General features: G+C 60.5%; 17 protein-coding genes and 1 tRNA gene. 9 read left to right on the forward strand and 9 right to left on the reverse strand.

Annotation, left to right across the window (positions count from 1 at the left end):
- Positions 1–465: 465 nt before the first annotated feature.
- Positions 466–1,983, forward strand: coding sequence for an acetyl-CoA hydrolase/transferase family protein (locus tag KUF55_RS02430; protein WP_132362428.1), 1,518 nt, complete (start codon positions 466–468; stop codon positions 1,981–1,983).
- A gap of 73 nt (positions 1,984–2,056) precedes the next feature.
- On the opposite strand, the gene KUF55_RS02435 is transcribed toward KUF55_RS02430, so the two are convergent.
- A complete protein-coding gene (locus tag KUF55_RS02435; RefSeq protein WP_132362426.1) occupies positions 2,057–2,641 on the reverse strand; it encodes a GNAT family N-acetyltransferase in 585 nt (194 codons plus the stop codon).
- A gap of 489 nt (positions 2,642–3,130) precedes the next feature.
- On the opposite strand from KUF55_RS02435, the gene KUF55_RS02440 reads away from it, so the two are divergent.
- Positions 3,131–3,207, forward strand: a tRNA-Val gene (locus KUF55_RS02440).
- A gap of 69 nt (positions 3,208–3,276) precedes the next feature.
- On the opposite strand, the gene KUF55_RS02445 is transcribed toward KUF55_RS02440, so the two are convergent.
- Complete coding sequence (locus KUF55_RS02445) at positions 3,277–4,335, reverse strand: LLM class flavin-dependent oxidoreductase (RefSeq protein ID WP_132362424.1); 1,059 nt, start codon at positions 4,333–4,335, stop codon at positions 3,277–3,279.
- Between the two features lie 199 nt (positions 4,336–4,534).
- On the opposite strand from KUF55_RS02445, the gene KUF55_RS02450 reads away from it, so the two are divergent.
- Positions 4,535–6,262 (forward strand): threonine/serine exporter ThrE family protein, encoded by a 1,728-nt coding sequence (locus KUF55_RS02450; protein WP_255557249.1) that lies wholly within the window; start codon positions 4,535–4,537, stop codon positions 6,260–6,262.
- On the opposite strand, the gene KUF55_RS02455 is transcribed toward KUF55_RS02450, so the two are convergent.
- Complete coding sequence (locus tag KUF55_RS02455; protein ID WP_218817885.1) at positions 6,259–7,032, reverse strand: uracil-DNA glycosylase; 774 nt, start codon at positions 7,030–7,032, stop codon at positions 6,259–6,261. The genes KUF55_RS02450 and KUF55_RS02455 overlap by 4 nt on opposite strands.
- A gap of 135 nt (positions 7,033–7,167) precedes the next feature.
- On the opposite strand from KUF55_RS02455, the gene KUF55_RS02460 reads away from it, so the two are divergent.
- The 4 genes from KUF55_RS02460 (at position 7,168) to KUF55_RS02475 (ending at position 11,101) form a co-directional block, all read left to right on the forward strand.
- Positions 7,168–7,464, forward strand: coding sequence for a DUF3263 domain-containing protein (locus KUF55_RS02460; RefSeq protein WP_132362418.1), 297 nt, complete (start codon positions 7,168–7,170; stop codon positions 7,462–7,464).
- Positions 7,465–7,558: 94 nt separating this feature from the next.
- Entirely contained in the window at positions 7,559–8,257 is a 699-nt protein-coding gene (locus tag KUF55_RS02465; RefSeq protein ID WP_218817886.1) for a LytR C-terminal domain-containing protein, read from the forward strand.
- Positions 8,258–8,537: 280 nt separating this feature from the next.
- Positions 8,538–10,175, forward strand: a complete 1,638-nt coding sequence (gene groL / locus KUF55_RS02470) for a chaperonin GroEL (RefSeq protein WP_132362414.1) — start codon at positions 8,538–8,540, stop codon at positions 10,173–10,175.
- A gap of 167 nt (positions 10,176–10,342) precedes the next feature.
- Positions 10,343–11,101 carry a phosphotransferase gene (locus KUF55_RS02475; protein WP_132362412.1) on the forward strand — a complete coding sequence of 253 codons (759 nt, stop codon included), beginning with the start codon at positions 10,343–10,345 and terminating at the stop codon, positions 11,099–11,101.
- 27 nt (positions 11,102–11,128) lie between these two features.
- Here the strand turns inward: KUF55_RS02475 and KUF55_RS02480 are convergent, their stop codons facing one another.
- The 5 genes from KUF55_RS02480 to KUF55_RS02500 all read right to left on the reverse strand — a co-directional run bounded on the left by KUF55_RS02480 (position 11,129) and on the right by KUF55_RS02500 (position 15,130).
- Positions 11,129–12,025, reverse strand: a complete 897-nt coding sequence (locus KUF55_RS02480) for a DUF4031 domain-containing protein (RefSeq protein WP_218817887.1) — start codon at positions 12,023–12,025, stop codon at positions 11,129–11,131.
- Between the two features lie 58 nt (positions 12,026–12,083).
- Positions 12,084–12,374 carry a WXG100 family type VII secretion target gene (locus KUF55_RS02485; protein WP_132362409.1) on the reverse strand — a complete coding sequence of 97 codons (291 nt, stop codon included), beginning with the start codon at positions 12,372–12,374 and terminating at the stop codon, positions 12,084–12,086.
- 173 nt (positions 12,375–12,547) lie between these two features.
- Positions 12,548–14,053: an ATP-binding protein gene (locus KUF55_RS02490; protein WP_132362408.1), complete on the reverse strand. Its 1,506-nt coding sequence runs from the start codon at positions 14,051–14,053 to the stop codon at positions 12,548–12,550.
- A gap of 21 nt (positions 14,054–14,074) precedes the next feature.
- Positions 14,075–14,785, reverse strand: a complete 711-nt coding sequence (locus KUF55_RS02495) for a response regulator transcription factor (RefSeq protein WP_132362406.1) — start codon at positions 14,783–14,785, stop codon at positions 14,075–14,077.
- Between the two features lie 114 nt (positions 14,786–14,899).
- On the reverse strand, positions 14,900–15,130 hold the full coding sequence (locus KUF55_RS02500) for a hypothetical protein (RefSeq protein WP_132362404.1): 231 nt from the start codon (positions 15,128–15,130) through the stop codon (positions 14,900–14,902).
- 250 nt (positions 15,131–15,380) lie between these two features.
- On the opposite strand from KUF55_RS02500, the gene KUF55_RS02505 reads away from it, so the two are divergent.
- Both KUF55_RS02505 and KUF55_RS02510 read left to right on the forward strand, forming a co-directional pair.
- On the forward strand, positions 15,381–15,764 hold the full coding sequence (locus KUF55_RS02505; RefSeq protein WP_132362403.1) for a cold-shock protein: 384 nt from the start codon (positions 15,381–15,383) through the stop codon (positions 15,762–15,764).
- 4 nt (positions 15,765–15,768) lie between these two features.
- Positions 15,769–16,272 (forward strand): DUF3027 domain-containing protein, encoded by a 504-nt coding sequence (locus tag KUF55_RS02510; protein WP_132362401.1) that lies wholly within the window; start codon positions 15,769–15,771, stop codon positions 16,270–16,272.
- 189 nt (positions 16,273–16,461) lie between these two features.
- Here the strand turns inward: KUF55_RS02510 and serC are convergent, their stop codons facing one another.
- On the reverse strand, positions 16,462–17,583 hold the full coding sequence (gene serC / locus KUF55_RS02515; RefSeq protein WP_132362400.1) for a phosphoserine transaminase: 1,122 nt from the start codon (positions 17,581–17,583) through the stop codon (positions 16,462–16,464).
- Between the last annotated feature and the right edge of the window lie 179 nt (positions 17,584–17,762).

Consider the following 17,762-nt stretch of genomic DNA (forward strand, 5'->3'; position numbering starts at 1 on the left):
CACAACAAATGAGTCGACGGTTTCCGTTCCCCGAACGAACCGAGCATGCTGACCGGTTCCTATCAGCCAAACGACTACCGAGTCTGCGGCCAAGGTGCGAGACACCATGGTCACGTTGATAGTTACAGGAACGACGAACTTGGGCCCGCACAGGCGGGATCCACCTCCGCCAACAGAGCTCCAGCGCACCTGCTCGCGAGTCGTGGCAGGCTCGATTCACCCATTGCCGGTAGCGCCAGACGCCGCGATGTCCTGTTCAACGCAGCACTCTGACGCATCGAGTATGCATCTTACTGGCGGTAAGTTCCCTGCCGGTCACCGCAAATGCGGGGCTCTTTAGCGAACCCTCGGGCGGTTCTTCAGGCTGAAGCCACCAAATGGTGAAAATGTGATGCGATCAGGGACTACAGTGGCGCGGATGACACCCTAAGCAATTCGTGTCGCAAATCTCTAGGAAGGGCAGCCGTGCACGATCGGATCAAATACTCCCAGTTTCTCGACCTCCGAATGTCGGCCGAACAGGCCGCGGCCTTGATCAAGCCAGGTATGACGGTAGCGATGAGTGGCTTCACCGGCGCCGGCTACCCGAAGGCCGTCCCCGGCGCACTCGCCGCCCTGATGGAGAAGGAGCAGGCCTCCGGCAACCCCTTCAAAATCAACGTGCTCACCGGCGCCTCCACCGCACCGGAGCTTGATGGTGTGCTAGCCAAAGCCGGCGGTATGAATCTGCGCCTGCCCTACATGTCCGACCCGGAGCTGCGACGCCGCATCAATGACGGCGAGATGGAATACATGGATATTCATCTCTCCCACGTGGCACAGCATGCCTGGTTCGGTTTCTACGGAAACATCGACCTGGCCATCATCGAAATCGTTGGTGTCACCGAGGACGGCCAGCTGATCCCATCCTCCTCCGTCGGAAACAACAAGACCTGGTTGGAGATGGCCGACAAGGTCATCCTCGAGGTCAATACCGAGCAGTCCGCCGCGATGGAGGGCATGCATGATGTCTACTACGGCACGGCCCTTCCCCCACACCGCAAGCCCATCGAGCTGACCACCGTCGACCAGCGCATCGGCGAGCCCTACCTGCGCGTGGACCCCGCCAAGATCATCGGTATTGTCGAAACGCATGCGCCGGACCGGCTGAGCCCCTTTGCCCCGGTTGATGAGACCAGCACGCAGATTGCCGACCACCTCTTGGACTTCCTAGATCACGAGATTCGCGCCGGCCGTTTGACCGACAAACTCCTACCCTTGCAGTCTGGCGTGGGAAACATTGCCAATGCTGTGCTCGCGGGTCTTGCCCGCGGCGGATACAAGGGCCTGCAGGCCTACACCGAGGTGATCCAAGATGGCATGCTGTCACTGCTGAAGGACGGAACCCTCGAGTTTGCCTCCGCAACCTCGTTCTCCCTTTCGGCCGCGGGCATCGACGAGTTCAACGCCCACGTTGACTTCTACCGCGAACACATCCTGCTGCGCACCCAGGAAATCTCCAACCATCCTGAGCTTGTCCGCCGGTTAGGGTGCATCGCCCTGAACGGCATGATCGAGGCAGATATCTACGGCAACGTGAACTCCACCAACGTGGTGGGATCACACGTCATGAATGGCATCGGCGGGTCGGGCGATTTCGCCCGCAACGGCTACCTCTCGGTCTTCATGTCCCCGTCGGTTGCCAAGGGAGGCAAGATCTCCGGGATCGTGCCGATGGCCAGCCACGTGGACCACACCGAACACGACACCATGATCCTGATTACCGAACAGGGCCTAGCGGATTTGCGTGGTCTCTCACCCAAGCAGCGCGCACAGGTAGTCATCGACAAGTGCTCGGCTCCCGAGTACCGCCCGATGCTGCAGGACTACTTCGACCGCGCCAAGGTCAGTAGCTACGGGAAGCACACGCCGCACCTGCTGGGCGAGGCCCTGTCGTGGCACCAGCGCTATATCGATTCTGGCGACATGCGTCCGAGTCTTTAAAAGCTGAGGCTCGAGGACTGCCGTAGAGCCCGTTGTGCCCATCCCTCGCGGCGGGCACAACGGGCTTTGTTTCTTAAGCTGTCACCGAGCTGTCCTGGTCTGGTCCCAGGGCCAGCGGCCGAACGTGGTTCGGCTGTTGGGGCAGCACGGTGTTCGGCTGCGCCGGCACCAGCGGGGCGAGGCCCATGCCGGTGCGGTACCACGAGGATTCCGTGGACACCCAGATGGTCATGGGCATTGAAGTGAAGTACCCGGTGTACTCGCGTTCGATGGCCCACCGGGCCGAACGCTCGTAGTAGCTCCAAGAGGCGGCGTTGCGGTTATCGATCACCGTGATCGGCGTGCCACCCATCGACAGTGCATAGGTCAGGCGAGTCTCGGCCATGTACTGGCGGATGCCCAGCCGGCGGTAGGCGGGGTGGACAAACATGCCACCGAGCTCCATGGGTCGCGGCACCTCGGACGGTGCCGTCACCGAGGTGTGCACGATTCCCAGGCCCACGCGGGTGCCTTCGTGCATCGCTGTGACCACAAACTGGGCATGGTCCATGCGTTCGTGCCAGCGGGCATCGGGGTTCAGCGCAAGCGCGGAGAGGGCCTCGCGTTCGATGCCCGTGGGCGCGGCGTAAGACAGGGAGTACTCAATGTTTGGAAGCACTGGGAGCGGTCCTCTAAATGTAAAAGAGAGCGAACAAAAGAAGTGGTTCCCGGAATTACGCCGGGCCGGTTCTTTGGCCGGTAGGGGACCGCTGACCGGTGGTTCCCGGCAGCTTCCTTGTAGGGCCCAGTTTGGGCGTCGAGGAAATCGACAAGGAAATTATTACCCGACGAATGCCATGTTGTAAACACGGCCGATGCGCCCTCGTTTGGCTCCTCAAATTTCGCTCGCAAATTGACTATGAAAATTGCCCCAAATTTCGCGGAACTACGCGGGCTGAGGCCCGAGTCGTGATCCCTGAGATTCTCTGATTTTGCCAAGAATTCACTGGCTTGTTTCGTGACCGCGATGGCACCGAACAAATCTTCGGACCGAGCGCGAATCGCGCCGGCAGTTCTTCACGCGCGAGCAAGAAAGCTAACCATCGATTTGGTGTGTGAAGTGATGCTCGGCTAATCTTGCTAGGTACTCCTTCGGGAGCGACAAATCGGTTCTTTAGCTCAGTTGGTTAGAGCGCTCGCCTCACACGCGAGAGGTCAGCAGTTCGAGTCTGCTAAGAACCACCAACGACAAAAGAGCCCCAGATTTTTCTGGGGCTCTTTTGTCGTCCCGGGGTCGGTAGCCCCGAAGAGGGCCTATTTGGCGTCAATCAATTCTTGGACCAGCGGTTTGACCTTGGTGCCCAGAAGCTCGATGCTGCGCAGCATGGTTTCGTGGGGCAAGGAACCAGCCGAGTACTTGATATCGATCCGCGAGAGGTCGAGCCCGGTGGCGAACTTCGCCATTTTGCGGGCCACAGTTTCGGGGCTTCCTGCTAGCAGTGACCCATCGGGTCCGGCCGAGGCCTCAAAGCGCATGCGGCTCGCTGGTGGCCATCCGCGCTCGGCACCCAATCGGTCCATGGTGACTTTGTAGTGCGGCCACAGGAGGTCCAGCGCCTGCTGGTCGGTGTCGGCGACGAGCCCATGGAAGTGCGCGCCGATACGCTGGGGCTCGTGACCAAATTCCTCCAGTGAGCGCTTGTAGAGCCGCGTTAGCGGTTCAAAGGCCATGGGTGCTCCGCCGATGATGGCTAGGAACAGGGGCAGCCCGTGCCTTGCCGCGCGTACTACCGACTCTGGGCTGCCTCCCACACCGACCCATGCGTCAAGTTTGCCGTTTTCGATCGGCGGGTAAACGGCTTGGTTGCGCAGTGCAGATCGTGTTTGACCGGACCAGCTGACAGGTTCGCCCTTACGAAGTTTGGCAAAGAGGGCCAGCTTTTCTTCGAAGAGCAGTTCATAGTCGGACAGTTCGTAGCCGAAGAGCGGAAAGGACTCCACGAAGGAGCCGCGACCCAGAATGGCTTCGGCGCGACCGTTGGACAGTCCGTCCACGGTAGCGAAGCGCTCATATACACGGACCGGATCATCCGAACTGAGGACCGTTACTGCTGTGCCAAGCCGGATCGTCTCGGTGACCGCGGCGATGGCGCCCAGGACGACCTCGGGAGCTGAGATCGCGTAGTCGTCACGGTGGTGTTCGCCGACTGCAAAGAAGTCGAGCCCTGCGGCTTCGGCGGCTTTGGCTTCGGCGACGACGTTGCGCAATACCTGGGCCGGGTGGAGTGGCTGTCCATTTGCGTCGTGGGTGACGTCGCCGAATGTTTCGACGCCGATCTCGATTTGTTGAGATTTAGTGGTGGGCTCGCTCATAATTTCCTGTGTCTCTCCCTACAAATTTTATATGCGTTTGCATTCACATGACTCCAACGGCGGGGATTCCCCGGTTATTCCCGGGCTTCGTTTAGCTTCCCGTAGACCTCCGGGAAGAGCAGGCGTTCGGGGCATCGAACCGAAGGCAGATCATGCGGCGGTATGGTGGTCTCAGGAAGCGCAAATGACAGGAGAAAGCGTGTCTTCAGGTACGGGCCCGGACAACACCACACCGGAGCCCTCGGGCGAGGATCCTCATCCGCAGGTTTCGAGTATGCGCCGAGTGCAGACGCGGGAAATGGTCAATATTGCTGAGGCCTTAAAGGCGGCTGCTGCCCACGCGAGCACCGCACCTAAGGTACCTCAGGCGCCGTCATCGCCGGTGCAGCTGGCGAACACCTCTCCGCTCAAGCGGAAGCCGCCCCGGGGTAGCAATACGCCGCAGCCGACCTCCGCGGCTCAGGTTGCGATCAATGCCAAGACCGGACAGGTCGGCGTCAGCGCCACCGGTGCCATCGCCTTGCCGCCAAGAGCAAACCCCGCCGCACGCCGGATGATTGCGCGTTTCCTGTCATCCGATACGCCTCCCACCCAAGCATTGAACATTGTTGAGCGGCTCAAGGGCACGCCCTATGCCAACCCCAAGATTAACGCCCAGGACGCGTCGGCGCGCAAGACCCTTAATTTTGCCTTGGACCTGGCCGAGACGATGTTCCGATACGGAGCAGGTGCTCTCGAAGTGGAGACCAGCGTCATCGCGGTGACCGCGGCACTCGGGCTCAGCCACACGGACGTGGACATCACTAACCAGTCCATCCATCTGAACTTCGCTCCGCCCGAGGGAGAGTCGTACTCCATGTTGCGCGTGGTGCGTTCCTGGACCAACAACTTCGCCGGCCTAGCTCATGTGCACCGTCTGGTCTCCGATATTGTCTCCGGAGGCGTGACCCGTCAGCAGTCTGTTGACCGGCTCCGAGAAATTTCTCGACGACCGAAGCCTTTCCCGCGATGGATAGTTGGTGGTGCCTCCGGCACCTTTGCCGCGCTTTTTGTGCTCTTCATCGGTGGATCGGTACCGGGTGCTGCCCTAGCATTTCTCTCGTCATTGGTCGTGGGTCAGATCATCAAGTATTCCGCGCGGTGGCGCGTGCCGGAGTTCTTCTCTATTGCCACCGCTAGTTTCTTTATCACCGCCGTCGCGGTGCTCTTCCATGCGTTGAATGCACCCATTGACCCGGCACTGGTGGTTGCCGGCGGCATTTTGCTGCTGTTGCCCTCGGCGCGCTTCGTTTCGGCGCTGCAAGACGCCATCAATGGGTTCCCCGTCACTGCGGCCGGACGTTTCTTCTCCGCGGCGTTGAGTTACGCCTCGATCTTGACCGGCATTATGACGGCGTTGGTGGGAGGGGCGTTGCTCGGGGCCCCACAACTTGATGTTCGGGTTATCGACAAGATCGTTTACCCGGGTTGGATATTGGCGGCCCTCGTAGTTGTTGCCGTCATCATGGGAGCCATCACCGAGCAATCGGATACCAAGTTGCTGCTGCCCACCGGTGCCATTGCGCTGCTGGGCTATCTGATCCTGCTGGGCATTGAAGCGCTCGGTGTGGGAGATCGTGCCGCGCCCGCGGTGGCCGCGACATTCATCGGACTGGCTGGACGCTGGGTTGCCTACAAGATGAATGCCCCTCAGCTGGTGCTCGCCGCTCCCGCCATTGTGTTCCTCTTGCCCGGATTGATGATCTTCCGTTCCATGTATGGGATCGTCTTCGACGTTGCTGACATGTCCGGTGCCATGGTGGATATGTTCACCGCCTTCACCATCATGATGGCGATCGCCGGTGGCGTCATCTTCGGCGATACGCTTGCTCGGCCACTGATCGGTGCCGAAGCGCTGGCTCAGCGCCGCTACATCCGACGCCGCTAGTACCTCGGCGGGATCACTGGAATGCTCCAGTCGATCGGCGCTGCACCCTGGGCGACGAGCAGGGTATTGGCCCGACTAAAGGGCTTGGAGCCGAAGAATCCGCGGCGTGCCGAGAGGGGAGAGGGGTGCGCCGATTCGATCATCGGGATCCCTTTCAAGGTCGGGGCCAAAGACTGGGCATCATTGCCCCACAGGATTGCCACCAGTGGGCCACCGCGGGCAGCAAGGGCGGCCATTGCGGTGTCGGTGATGGCTTCCCAGCCCAGCTTCCGGTGCGAACCTGCGGTGCCCGCGGCCACGGTTAATACCCGGTTCAACAGCACCACTCCTTGCTGTGCCCAGGCCGAAAGGTCGCCGTGCACCGGCACCGGCACCCCCGTGTCATCGTGCAACTCGGTATAGATGTTCTTGAGGCTGCGCGGGATCGGGCGGAGTGCTGGGAGCGTGGCAAAGCTCAGCCCCATTGAATGCCCAGGCGTCGGATAGGGATCCTGGCCCACGATCAGCACCCGAGCCTCGGCCAACGGTCGAACAAAGGCCCGCAGAATGTTTCCCGGTGCTGGAAGGACCTGCTCACCACCGGCCAGTCGTGTTTGTAGCTCCCCGGCCAGCGCGATGAGTTCACCCTCCACGGGTGCCAGCGCTTCTGCCCAGTCGGCTGCCATATGCCCACTCGCAACCGCTGCGCCAAGTCCACTGGCAAAGGGGTACGGATCCGTGGCCGAGGTATCCGGTGGAAGGTCAAAAAGCGGCATTTCGTGGGGGTCCATGTCATACATTGTGGATCGAAAACTCTCTTGATGGGCAATTACCGCGGTGCTGGGGCACGTTAGAATAATTACAGTTGGGGCAGATTGCCCGGCAGTTCTCCATCGTGTGAGAACTGGATTGTTGAGGGACGTGCGATGTCTAGCGAGGCACTTGGGATCGAATTTGAGCCCGATGAATCTAGCGATCTGGACGAGCGTTCCCAGCGGATTCTCGCGCTGGAGCGCCGGTGGTGGAAATACGCCGGAGCCAAGGAACAAGCCATTTCGGAAATGTTTTCTATCTCCCCGACAAACTACTATCAGCTACTTAACACACTCATCGACACGGACGCGGCATTGGCTTATGACCCCATGCTGGTCAAGCGATTGCGTAGACTCAGATCGACGAGGCATCGCGCTCGGTCGGAGAAACGGCTCGGAACCGAGGCGTGAAAGCAACGCATCTGGGGTGCTTCGGTGCCCGGACACGTTGGTTTTCCAACCCGGGCGCCTGCCCACATTGCAAGAGACATCACCGAGGACGGGCATGACCAACTATCCGCGCGATGAATTCGATCGCGTCCCAGAGTTCAACAACCGTAGCGGTTCGCACCGCGAAAACGGTTGGGCAGCTGCCGCCAGCGTGGGCGGGGCTCGCTCCGGCCTGAGCTGGCTGATGGCTTTCGGCGTGATTGCACTTGTAGTGGGACTGTTATCGTTCACCGTCCTGCCCAAGTTCGTTGCTACCTCCAAAGATCCGGCACCGGTTGCCGCGAGCAGTAGCTCCAGCGACGCGACGGCCACCGAAGCAACCTCCTCCACCGAGCCATCGTCCAGCAACGAGTCTGTTGACCCGAGCGATTCAGTTGACCCGAGCGAGTCTGTTGACCCGAGCGAGCCGGGCGAAGAACCCTCATCCGAGCCCTCTTCGAGCGAATCCGAGAGCGCAAGTCCAAGCGACCTGCCCGCGGATGTTGACGCCACCCTGGCCATGGGCGTCTACAACGGATCCGAAACCGGTGGCCTGGCAGGAATTGCTCGCGCCCAGCTGCAAAGCGCCGGCTTCGTAAACGCCTTCGCCGATAACTGGACCAAAAAGGTCACCCACTCGACCGTTTACTACCGTGTCGAGTCCCAGAAGGCCACTGCCGAGGCAGCCGCTCAGGAACTGGGCATCACCTCGGTCATGCAGAGTGCTAACATCCCGGGAAATATTGCCATTGTCCTGGGAAGTACTTACAGCTAAGTCGCGGTAGGCGGAACTACGCTCTCGGCAAAGACCCACAGCTTGCACTCCGAGTGGTTGAGTGCCAAGATTTGTATTAGCACTCACACGTCTCGACTGCTAATACGTTCGAATTATCGAGCGGAAATACGCGGTTTCGGGACGGAGTTCGAGTGAGTCCTTGACCAGGGCAGCGAGAAGATTTTGCGATCGTCCCATGACATCGTGGATTCTTCGTCCGTCGCGGGCGTTGCCTCAGGTCGTAGATACGCATGAACGTCCCGAAAGGACATAAGCCACTATGGCCAAAATGATTGCATTTGACGAGGAAGCACGCCGCGGCCTTGAGCGCGGCCTGAACATCCTGGCCGACGCCGTCAAGGTTACCCTTGGCCCGCGTGGACGCAACGTCGTCTTGGAAAAGAAGTGGGGCGCACCCACAATCACCAACGACGGTGTCTCCATTGCCAAGGAGATCGAGCTCGACGATCCGTACGAGAAGATCGGCGCGGAACTCGTCAAGGAAGTTGCCAAGAAGACCGACGACGTCGCAGGCGACGGCACCACCACCGCCACCGTTCTGGCTCAGGCACTGGTCAAGGAAGGCCTGCGCAACGTTGCTGCCGGCGCTGACCCGCTGTCCCTGAAGCGTGGCATCGAAAAGGCCGTTGAAGCCGTCACCGTCGAGCTGCTGGCTTCCGCCAAGGAAATCGAAACCAAGGAACAGATTGCTGCTACCGCATCGATCTCCGCTGGTGATAACGAAATCGGCGCCTTGATCGCCGAAGCACTGGACAAGGTCGGCAAGGAAGGTGTCATCACCGTTGAGGAGTCGAACACCTTCGGCCTCGAGCTTGAGCTCACCGAGGGTATGCGCTTCGACAAGGGCTACATCTCGGCCTACTTCGTCACCGACAACGAGCGTCAGGAAACGGTCCTTGAGGATCCGTACATCCTGATCGTCAACTCGAAGATCACCAACGTCAAGGACATGGTTTCGATCCTTGAGAAGGTCATGCAGTCCAACAAGCCGCTGCTGATCATCGCCGAGGACATCGAGGGCGAAGCCCTTGCTACCTTGATCGTGAACAAGATCCGTGGTCTGTTCAAGTCCGTCGCCGTCAAGGCTCCGGGCTTCGGCGACCGTCGTAAGGCCATGCTGGCCGACATCGCCATCCTCACCGGTGGCCAGGTCATCTCCGAGGAAATCGGCCTGAAGCTCGAAAACGCCACCATCGACCTGCTGGGCTCTGCTCGCAAGGTTGTTGTCACCAAGGACGAGACCACCATCGTCGAGGGTGCGGGCGACGCCGAGGAGATCGCCGGTCGCGTGAACCAGATTCGCGCCGAAATCGAGAACACGGATTCGGATTACGACCGCGAGAAGCTGCAGGAACGTCTGGCCAAGCTGGCCGGCGGCGTTGCAGTCATCAAGGCCGGTGCCGCAACCGAGGTTGAGCTCAAGGAACGCAAGCACCGCATCGAAGATGCAGTGCGTAACGCCAAGGCTGCTGTTGAAGAAGGCATTGTCGCCGGTGGCGGCGTTGCCCTCATCCAGGCCGGCGCTGCTGCGTTCGCCAAGCTGCAGCTCACGGGCGACGAGGCAACCGGTGCGAACATCGTTCGCGTTGCCATCGAAGCTCCGCTGAAGCAGATCGCCTTCAACGCCGGCATGGAGCCGGGCGTTGTCGCCGACAAGGTCAAGGGTTTGCCTGCAGGCCACGGCCTGAACGCAGCTACCGGCGTCTACGAGGACCTCCTCGCCGCCGGCGTGAACGATCCGGTAAAGGTCACGCGCTCTGCCCTGCAGAACGCCGCGTCCATTGCTGGTCTGTTCTTGACCACCGAAGCCGTTGTCGCTGATAAGCCGGCTCCGGCCGGCGCAGCAGCACCGGGTGGCGACGACATGGGTGGCATGGGCGGCATGGGCGGATTCTAATCCCCCCGTTGCCCCACCACGCCTACGCGCGTTAGCAGTACCTAGCTAAGACCGAAAGCCGCTTTCCAGCGGTGTACCGAATACCCCCGGTAGGGGAGCTTCGGTGCATCTGCCCCGGATGGCGGCTTTCGGCTTTAACTCGACTGACTTCGGTTTACTATGGGCCCATGGCCACTATTGAAGAGCCGCTCTCCGGCGGCAACGCCACGGCCGAGGTGGTGCGCGTGGACTCAACCGTTCGCAAGCCCTGGCGCACCAGCACCCCATCGGTACACCGGTTCATGACGCACCTACGGGAACAGGGGCTGCACGATGTCCCAGAGCCGCTTGGCCGCGATGTTGATGGGAGACAGGTCACCGAGTTTATTTCGGGTCGTAGCGTCCCCTTAGATCGGCCCCTATCGGATCCTGTCCTGCGCGACGTCGGTCGGATCGTTCGGCAAATTCACGACGCTTCGGCTTCTTTCTCACTCGGGGAGGAGGATTCGTGGAACACCGTGATTCCTGTTAAGCATGCAGATTTGGTCTGTCACAACGATCTGGCTCCGTGGAACCTGATCATTGGACGGAACATGGCCTTTATCGATTGGGACGGAGCCGGACCGAGCACCCGATTATGGGACCTGGCCTATGCCGCGCAGTCGTTTGCTTTCCTCGTGGACGGCCAAGAACCGAAGGCTGCAGCAGCTCGGCTTCGCGCCGTCGTTATTGACGGTTATCACGCCGATGGCCCACTGCTCGTCGGACTGTCGGCGGCCATGGTGGCAAGAACTCAAGCCATGTACGACCTGCTGGCGGATTCTTATCGAGATGGAATCCAACCGTGGGGCAGTATGTTCGTCGAAGGGCACGGGGAGCACTGGGCAAAAGCCGCGAGATTCGTTAAGGACCATGAAACACTTTGGGACCAGTGCCTAAATGCGTAGTACCTACCCTATTATCGGCGTCAGCCCCTAGCCGCGCAAGGAAGCCAAATCATTGAGCTCTGCTTCAAGATTGGCTCTGGCTGCGCCCTCCCACAAGCTGCGCGCCCGTTCACTTGAGTACAGCGACCCGCCCTCCAAGAGTCCACGCAGAATCAGCGTGCGTCCTCGAGCAAAATCTGTGTCTGGCACATGGGCGTACTCACGCCGCACCGCTTCGGTGTAACGCTTATAGGCGGCCGCGGGGCGAGCGAGCACTTCCAGATCCGCATCACAGAGGAGAGCGCCACTGGTATCTCCCGGCGTGGGCTTGTGCGTGCGAGTCAAGAGAACCAGCCGAACTACCTCATCAACCACCTGCGGATCGATCCTGAGTTCGCCGAGCCGAGTGGCTGCCAGCGCTGCTGATTCTTCCTCGTCGATTGGTGTCCCGCGATACACCGCATCGTGGAACCACGCCGCCAAGCGCAGCGCGAGGAGATCGGCTCCATGCTCTGCCGTATCGCTCAGTGTGTCCAGCGCCTTGAGGACGGCCAGCAAATGTGCTCGATCATGGTACTGACGCTGCTCTTGACTCCAGCAATCCAAAAGCTCATTTCCCAGTGCCGGAGCATTCAGGCCCAACGCCTCCCAGCGGGATGACAACACCGCATCCAGCCGCTCGGGGCGTTCCTTGGACCGTACCCGTAGCCCCGAGGCGATGAGCCGGCGGACTAACTCGGTCGCTGGGACCGAGATGGCGCCGGCGGCCACTAATTGCTCGTGGAGTCGCAGTGGAACATCGTAGTGGTCGCGGTCGAAGGCGCGCTCGGGAACGTCATGGGCCCGGGCAAAATCGTGCAATTCATCGATCGACAGGTCGGAGACCAGATGCGAGAAGAGCGTTCCGTGGGCCGGCCATGCCGGGGGATCAATGAGGATGGACACGTTCTCAGACTAATACGCGTCAGCTCTCCCGGCACGGACCGCGCCACGTGGGGCAGTCTCAGTAGGTGAACAGTGACGCGTTGGCGGCCTCCGCCTCGTCGTATTGCACCGAGGCGCGGTTCAATGCGGTACCGATGGAGGTTAGCGATTCCTCGACACGAGCCTGGGTGTTGCGCCAGTCGACGACCACCGATTGGAAATTCGTCGAGGCGGCGCCCTGCCACGTGCCTTGCAGATCTTGCAGTGAGGAGGTCAGTGAATTCACCTCCGCCCGCACACGCTCGATGGTGGCTTGCAGGTTCATGGATCGGGCCTGCATTTCGTTGGTATTAGCGGCAAAAGTGCTCATGATTGATTTGGCTCCCACATGATGGCGTTTGGCACCGTGGCGGGAATACTACTGGCCGCGGCGGGAGGCAGCCCAAGACTAGCCGGAAGTGCCTTCGTGCCTAGGCTAAAGCGGACACCCCGCCGCGAACCCAAGGTACGCAACGGGGTGTGGAAAAGCTCCGAAGGTCAATCTCAGTCGATCTCGAGACTGCTGTCCTCCGGCTCGTCTTCTGGTTTGACCCAGGGCAGGTGGATCGACATGGTCGCCCCGCCACCGGCTGTTTCGCTCAGGCGGATCGAACCGTCGTGCTGGGCGGCAATGGCGGCAACAATGGCCAGACCAAGTCCGGTGCCTCCGGTTTCGCGCTGCCGCGAGGAATCGGAACGGTAGAAACGCTCAAAGATCCTCCCGGCGTCCTCCTCGGAGATACCTGGTCCATGATCGCGAATTTCTAATACTGCATCCGAACGTCCGTCGATCACCGGCTTAACGCCCACGGCGATCTCGATGTCGGTGCCCTCCGGGGTATACCGCAGGGCGTTGGTCATCAGGTTCGCCACCACCTGCCGCAGCCTTGCTTCATCTCCGCTGGTCGGCGCTGGCTGTGGTGCCCCGCCATCCAGGCCCATCAATCGCACCTTGCGGTCGGTGGCGTTGACCCGGGTGTCCTCGGCCGCGTCGCTGGCCAGGAGCAGGAGATCAACTGGCTTGCGGTCCAACGGGCGCTGCTCGTCCAGCCGTGCCAGGGTCAGCAGATCCTCGACCAGTTGACCCATGCGCTTGGATTCGGCCTCGATACGGCCCATGGCGGTGCGCAGCATCTCCGGGTCGGCCAGTCCGCCCTGGCGATAAAACTCGGAGTAGCCCTGGATAGTCACCAGCGGGGTGCGCAGCTCGTGGGAGGCGTCCTGGATAAAGCGGCGCATCTTGCGTTCGGAAGCGGCTCTGCCACGGAAGGCATGTTCGATGTGGGCCAGCATGGCATTAAGCGATCGGGAGAGCCTCCCCACCTCGGTTTCGGGCGGGTAGTCCTCCACTCGTCGGGACAGGTCACCGGCGGCAATGGCGGCCGCGGTGCGTTCAACGCGCAACAACGGCAGCAAGGCGCGGGTGGTGATCCCGTAGGCGATCATCGACATCAACAAGGTGGCCAGCATGCCGGTGGACATCACCAGCATGGCCGCCTTAGTCACGGTGTCCTGTACCGCGCCCATCGGCAGGGCATAAATCAGGTCGTAGTCGGTGCGTGGAAGATCAACGATGCGCACCCGCCACCCGCCCGAATTTTCCGTGCTTCCGGCCACCGAGATTGAGGCAGCGGCGTCTTCACGGAGATGCGTTAAGTCGTTGGCATCTAGCTGGGGAATGTCGGTGGCATCGCTGGTGGTGGCCGTGTTGTGCGGCATCGTATAGAGAATGCTGCCAGACTCGTCCCGCAGGTCCCCATAAAAACGGGCCAGCCCATTGGATTTGGGGTTGATGGAGGAGATGCCCGCGTAATCGTTGAGCATGGTGGCGGTGATGGTTGCCGAGTTGGACTTCAGATCCGTGTCTAATTGAGCGGTGAGCATCAGTCGTAGTGACTGAGCCGAGCCGAGGGCCGTGACCCCGATGCCCGCAATCATCAGGGCGCTCATCAGGGCCACCAGCTTGGTCCGCAACGAGACTTGTCGCCAGAATCTGCGGGCGCTTTCCACGTGGGGGAACCGGCCTTTCGTTTAGCGGCGGTCGGCCGTGCGCATGAGGTAACCGACACCGCGCTTGGTTTGGATCAGGGATGGCCACTCCGGGCGCGCATCGATCTTGCGGCGCAGATACGAAATGTAGGATTCCACGATTGAGGCGTCACCATTGAAGTCGTATTCCCACACGTGGTCAAGGATCTGGGCTTTGGAGAGAACCCGGTTGGGGTTCATCATCAGGTAGCGCAGCAGCTTAAATTCGGTGGGGGAGAGATCAATAACTTCGCCCGAGCGGCGGACCTCATGCGCGTCGTCATCCAGCTCTAGGTCATCAACGCGAATGATCGCACCGTCTTCCTCGGCTGGTTGTGTGCGGCGGAGCACCGCGCGGATGCGGGCAACCACCTCGTCGAGGCTGAAAGGCTTGGTGACGTAGTCGTCCCCGCCCACTGTCAGACCCGTGACCTTGTCCTCGGTGTCATCACGTGCGGTGAGGAAGAGTACGGGGAAATGCTTGCCCGCGGCACGCAGCCGTCGGGTGATGGTGAAGCCATCCATGTCCGGGAGCATGACGTCCAGCACGGCGAGGTCAGGGGTGTCTGCCTCTACCGCGGCGAGGGCCTCGCGGCCGTTGGCTGCAGCAACAACCTCAAAACCCGCGAAGCGCAGGGAGGTGGAAAGCAATTCACGGATGTTCGGTTCGTCGTCGACGACCAGGAGCTTTGCTTCGGGAGTTTTGGCATTCATGGATACCAGTCTGCAACCGCTAACTGTATGAATCCTGTGAGTTGCTTGAGAGGCCAAGCTTCCCTGACCTCAAGGTTGCCTCTAATTTCGCCCGAGTTTGCCGTGCAAGGACGCTTAGTTGGAGCCCCGGCGCTGGCGGAAGTTCAGCACCAGTATCACCATGAGCAGGATGAAGGCGATCGGTAAACCATAGAGCGACACGGCTAGCAGGGCCGGAGTGGGGCTAACATGCATCACGTATTGGATCAGGATGATGACCAGGGTGGCCAATGAGATGGTGGCGATAGCGCCGGCCAAAAGCGTAAGTAGGCGTTGGGCTGGGGGCGTGGTGGCGGGGGTGTTCACGGGTTAAAACTACCGCGCCGGTGAGCGTGGCCCCTAAATGCTTGTGACATCTGGCCTTGGAGAAGGTAAAAGCCGTTGATGTCGTACCCTAGAAGATATAAGACTTCCCCGGACGCATGAGCCCGCCCACAAGCCCCAAAAGGGGTCGGAATGCATGGTTTCGCGCCGGGAGATCATAAGAATTGGGATCGCGGAACAAACTTTGAATCCGGCGATACCCATTGAGATGCAAGAACCGAGGTAGTTAGACGTGCCAACCGGCAAAGTGAAATGGTACGAGCCCTCAAAAGGGTTCGGGTTCCTGGTAACCGACGAGGGCCAGGAAGTGTATTTGAACGCGTCAGCGTTGCCCGCGGGAGTGACCGAGCTACGCGCCGGTACACGCATGGAATTCGGCATCGCCGAAGGACGCAAGGGCGCCCAGGCGCTAAGCGTACGCATTCTGGACGCCGCGCCCTCCCTGGCGCGCGCCAAGCGTAAGCCGGCAGAGGACACGGCCATATTGATCGAGGACCTCATTAAGGTGCTCGACTCGGTCTCCAATGGGCTGCGTAGCGGCCGTTACCCCGAAAAGGCGCAGGGTGCCAAGATGGCGGCAGTCCTGCGCGCCGTAGCCGACGATTTGGACGCCTGATCACATGGCACGCAAACCACTACTTGATACGACCCTAGCCAAGGCAGTAGACCAAGCTCGCGCTGCACTACTGGAAATTACCGACGAGTCCACGATCGGTGAGCATCTTGATTCGCTCAACGACGGCGAACGACTGGTGACTCACCTCTTTGATGCACTCCAGCCTGGCTACGAAGGTTGGTGCTGGTTCTCAACGGTGACCCGTGTTGCCCGCGCTCAGGCCAAGGACATCACCGTATGTGAGGTGGGCATCCTTCCTGGCAAGGGAGCACTCCTGGCTCCGGCTTGGGTTCCCTGGGCCGAACGCGTGCGTCCGGAAGAAATTGACGCCGAGCGTCGCGCCGCCGAGGAAGCAGCAGCCATCGCCGAAGGCGCCGTGTTCAGCGAGGTCGAAGACGCCGACTCAAGCCAGTTCGCAGCCCACCCGGACGCCGCCGAGGAATCGATCGATGACGAAGGGACCGCGGCTGAAGAGCTCAGCGATCCGGACGAAGGCGACTCCAAATAGGAGATTAGTCAACCGGGAGATTTTTCACCCGATTTAGCTAAGGGAGTGGCCAGCGATCGGTGATCGTTAGCGACTCCCTTTGCTGTTGGGGCCACGGCGTGAACCGCCACTGCAGAAAAGGGGCGTTACCCGGGGACCCGGAAATGATTCCGATTCCCCGGGTAACGCCCCCGGTTCGCAGCTCAGTGATTAGCTGTTTTTTAGCACATATTCGATGCATTTAAGCAGGGCAGATACGTCGTCGGGCTCGATGGCGACGAAGGTGGCCACGCGCAGCTGGTTGCGACCGAGCTTGCGGTACGGCTCGACGTCAACCACACCGTTGGCGCGCAAGGTCTTGGCCACAGCTGCCGCATCGATGGAATCATCGAAGTCAATCGTGGCGATGACGTTGGAGCGATCTTCGGCTGCAACGACGTATGGGGTGGCAACCTCGGACGCTTCTGCCCAGTTGTAGATGCGCGAGGCGGAGTCCGCGGTTCGAGCTGCAGCGAATGCCAATCCACCGTTGCTGTTGAGCCACTGCACCTGAGCGTTAAGCGACACCAGGGTGGAGAGTGCTGGAGTGTTGTAGGTCTGGTTCAGGCGCGAGTTGTCGATCGCCGTTTTCAGGTTCAGGAAGTCCGGAATCCACCGGTCGGAGGCTGCGATCTCCTCGGCGCGCGCAATGGCGGCGGGGGAGAAGAGCGCAATCCACAAACCGCCATCGGACGCGAAGTTCTTCTGTGGCGCGAAGTAGTAGACGTCGGCCTGCGAGACATCAACATCCAAACCGCCTGCGGCGGAGGTGGCGTCGATGATGACCAACGAACCTTCGTCTGCGCCTTCAACACGGTGCACGGGAGCCGCGACGCCGGTGGAGGTCTCGTTTTGAGGCCAAGCGTATACGTCGACGCCAGCTTCGGCCACGGGAGTCGGTCGGGTGCCGGGCTTGGAAACGATGATGGAAGACGGTGCCAGGAACGGTGCCTTGTTGGTGGCTGCGGCGAATTTTGAACCGAATTCGCCGAATGAGAGGTGCTGAGCCTTGTTGCGGACCAAGCCGAAGGATGCGATGTCCCAGAACGCGGTGGAACCGCCCACACCGAGAACCACTTCATAGTCAGCCGGGGCATTGAAGAACGTCTTCAACCCCTCTTGGATGTCGCGAACTAGGTTTTTCACCGGGGCCTGGCGGTGCGAGGTGCCCAGGAGCTTTGTACCGGCATCCAGCAATGCCTGAACCTGCTCGGGGCGCACCTTCGACGGTCCTGCGCCGAAACGTCCGTCGACGGGCAAGAGTTCTTGGGGAATAGTCACGGCAGTGCTCATGTTGCTCCTCATAAAGGTGTTTTTTGCTTGAACACCCTCGCTGCGCCATTCTCCTCACGCGCGCTGCGGGTGCCAGTACATCAATAATCGCGCACGCTGGCTCCCAATGTGTAATAAGGCGTCCGAAATGTGAACGCGTGACGCGGGTAGAGTGGAAAGTGTAGTGAACTGTTGAAAAA

Origin of the sequence: Paeniglutamicibacter sp. Y32M11 (genome assembly GCF_019285735.1) — a bacterium.
Classification (GTDB): Bacteria; Actinomycetota; Actinomycetes; order Actinomycetales; family Micrococcaceae; genus Paeniglutamicibacter.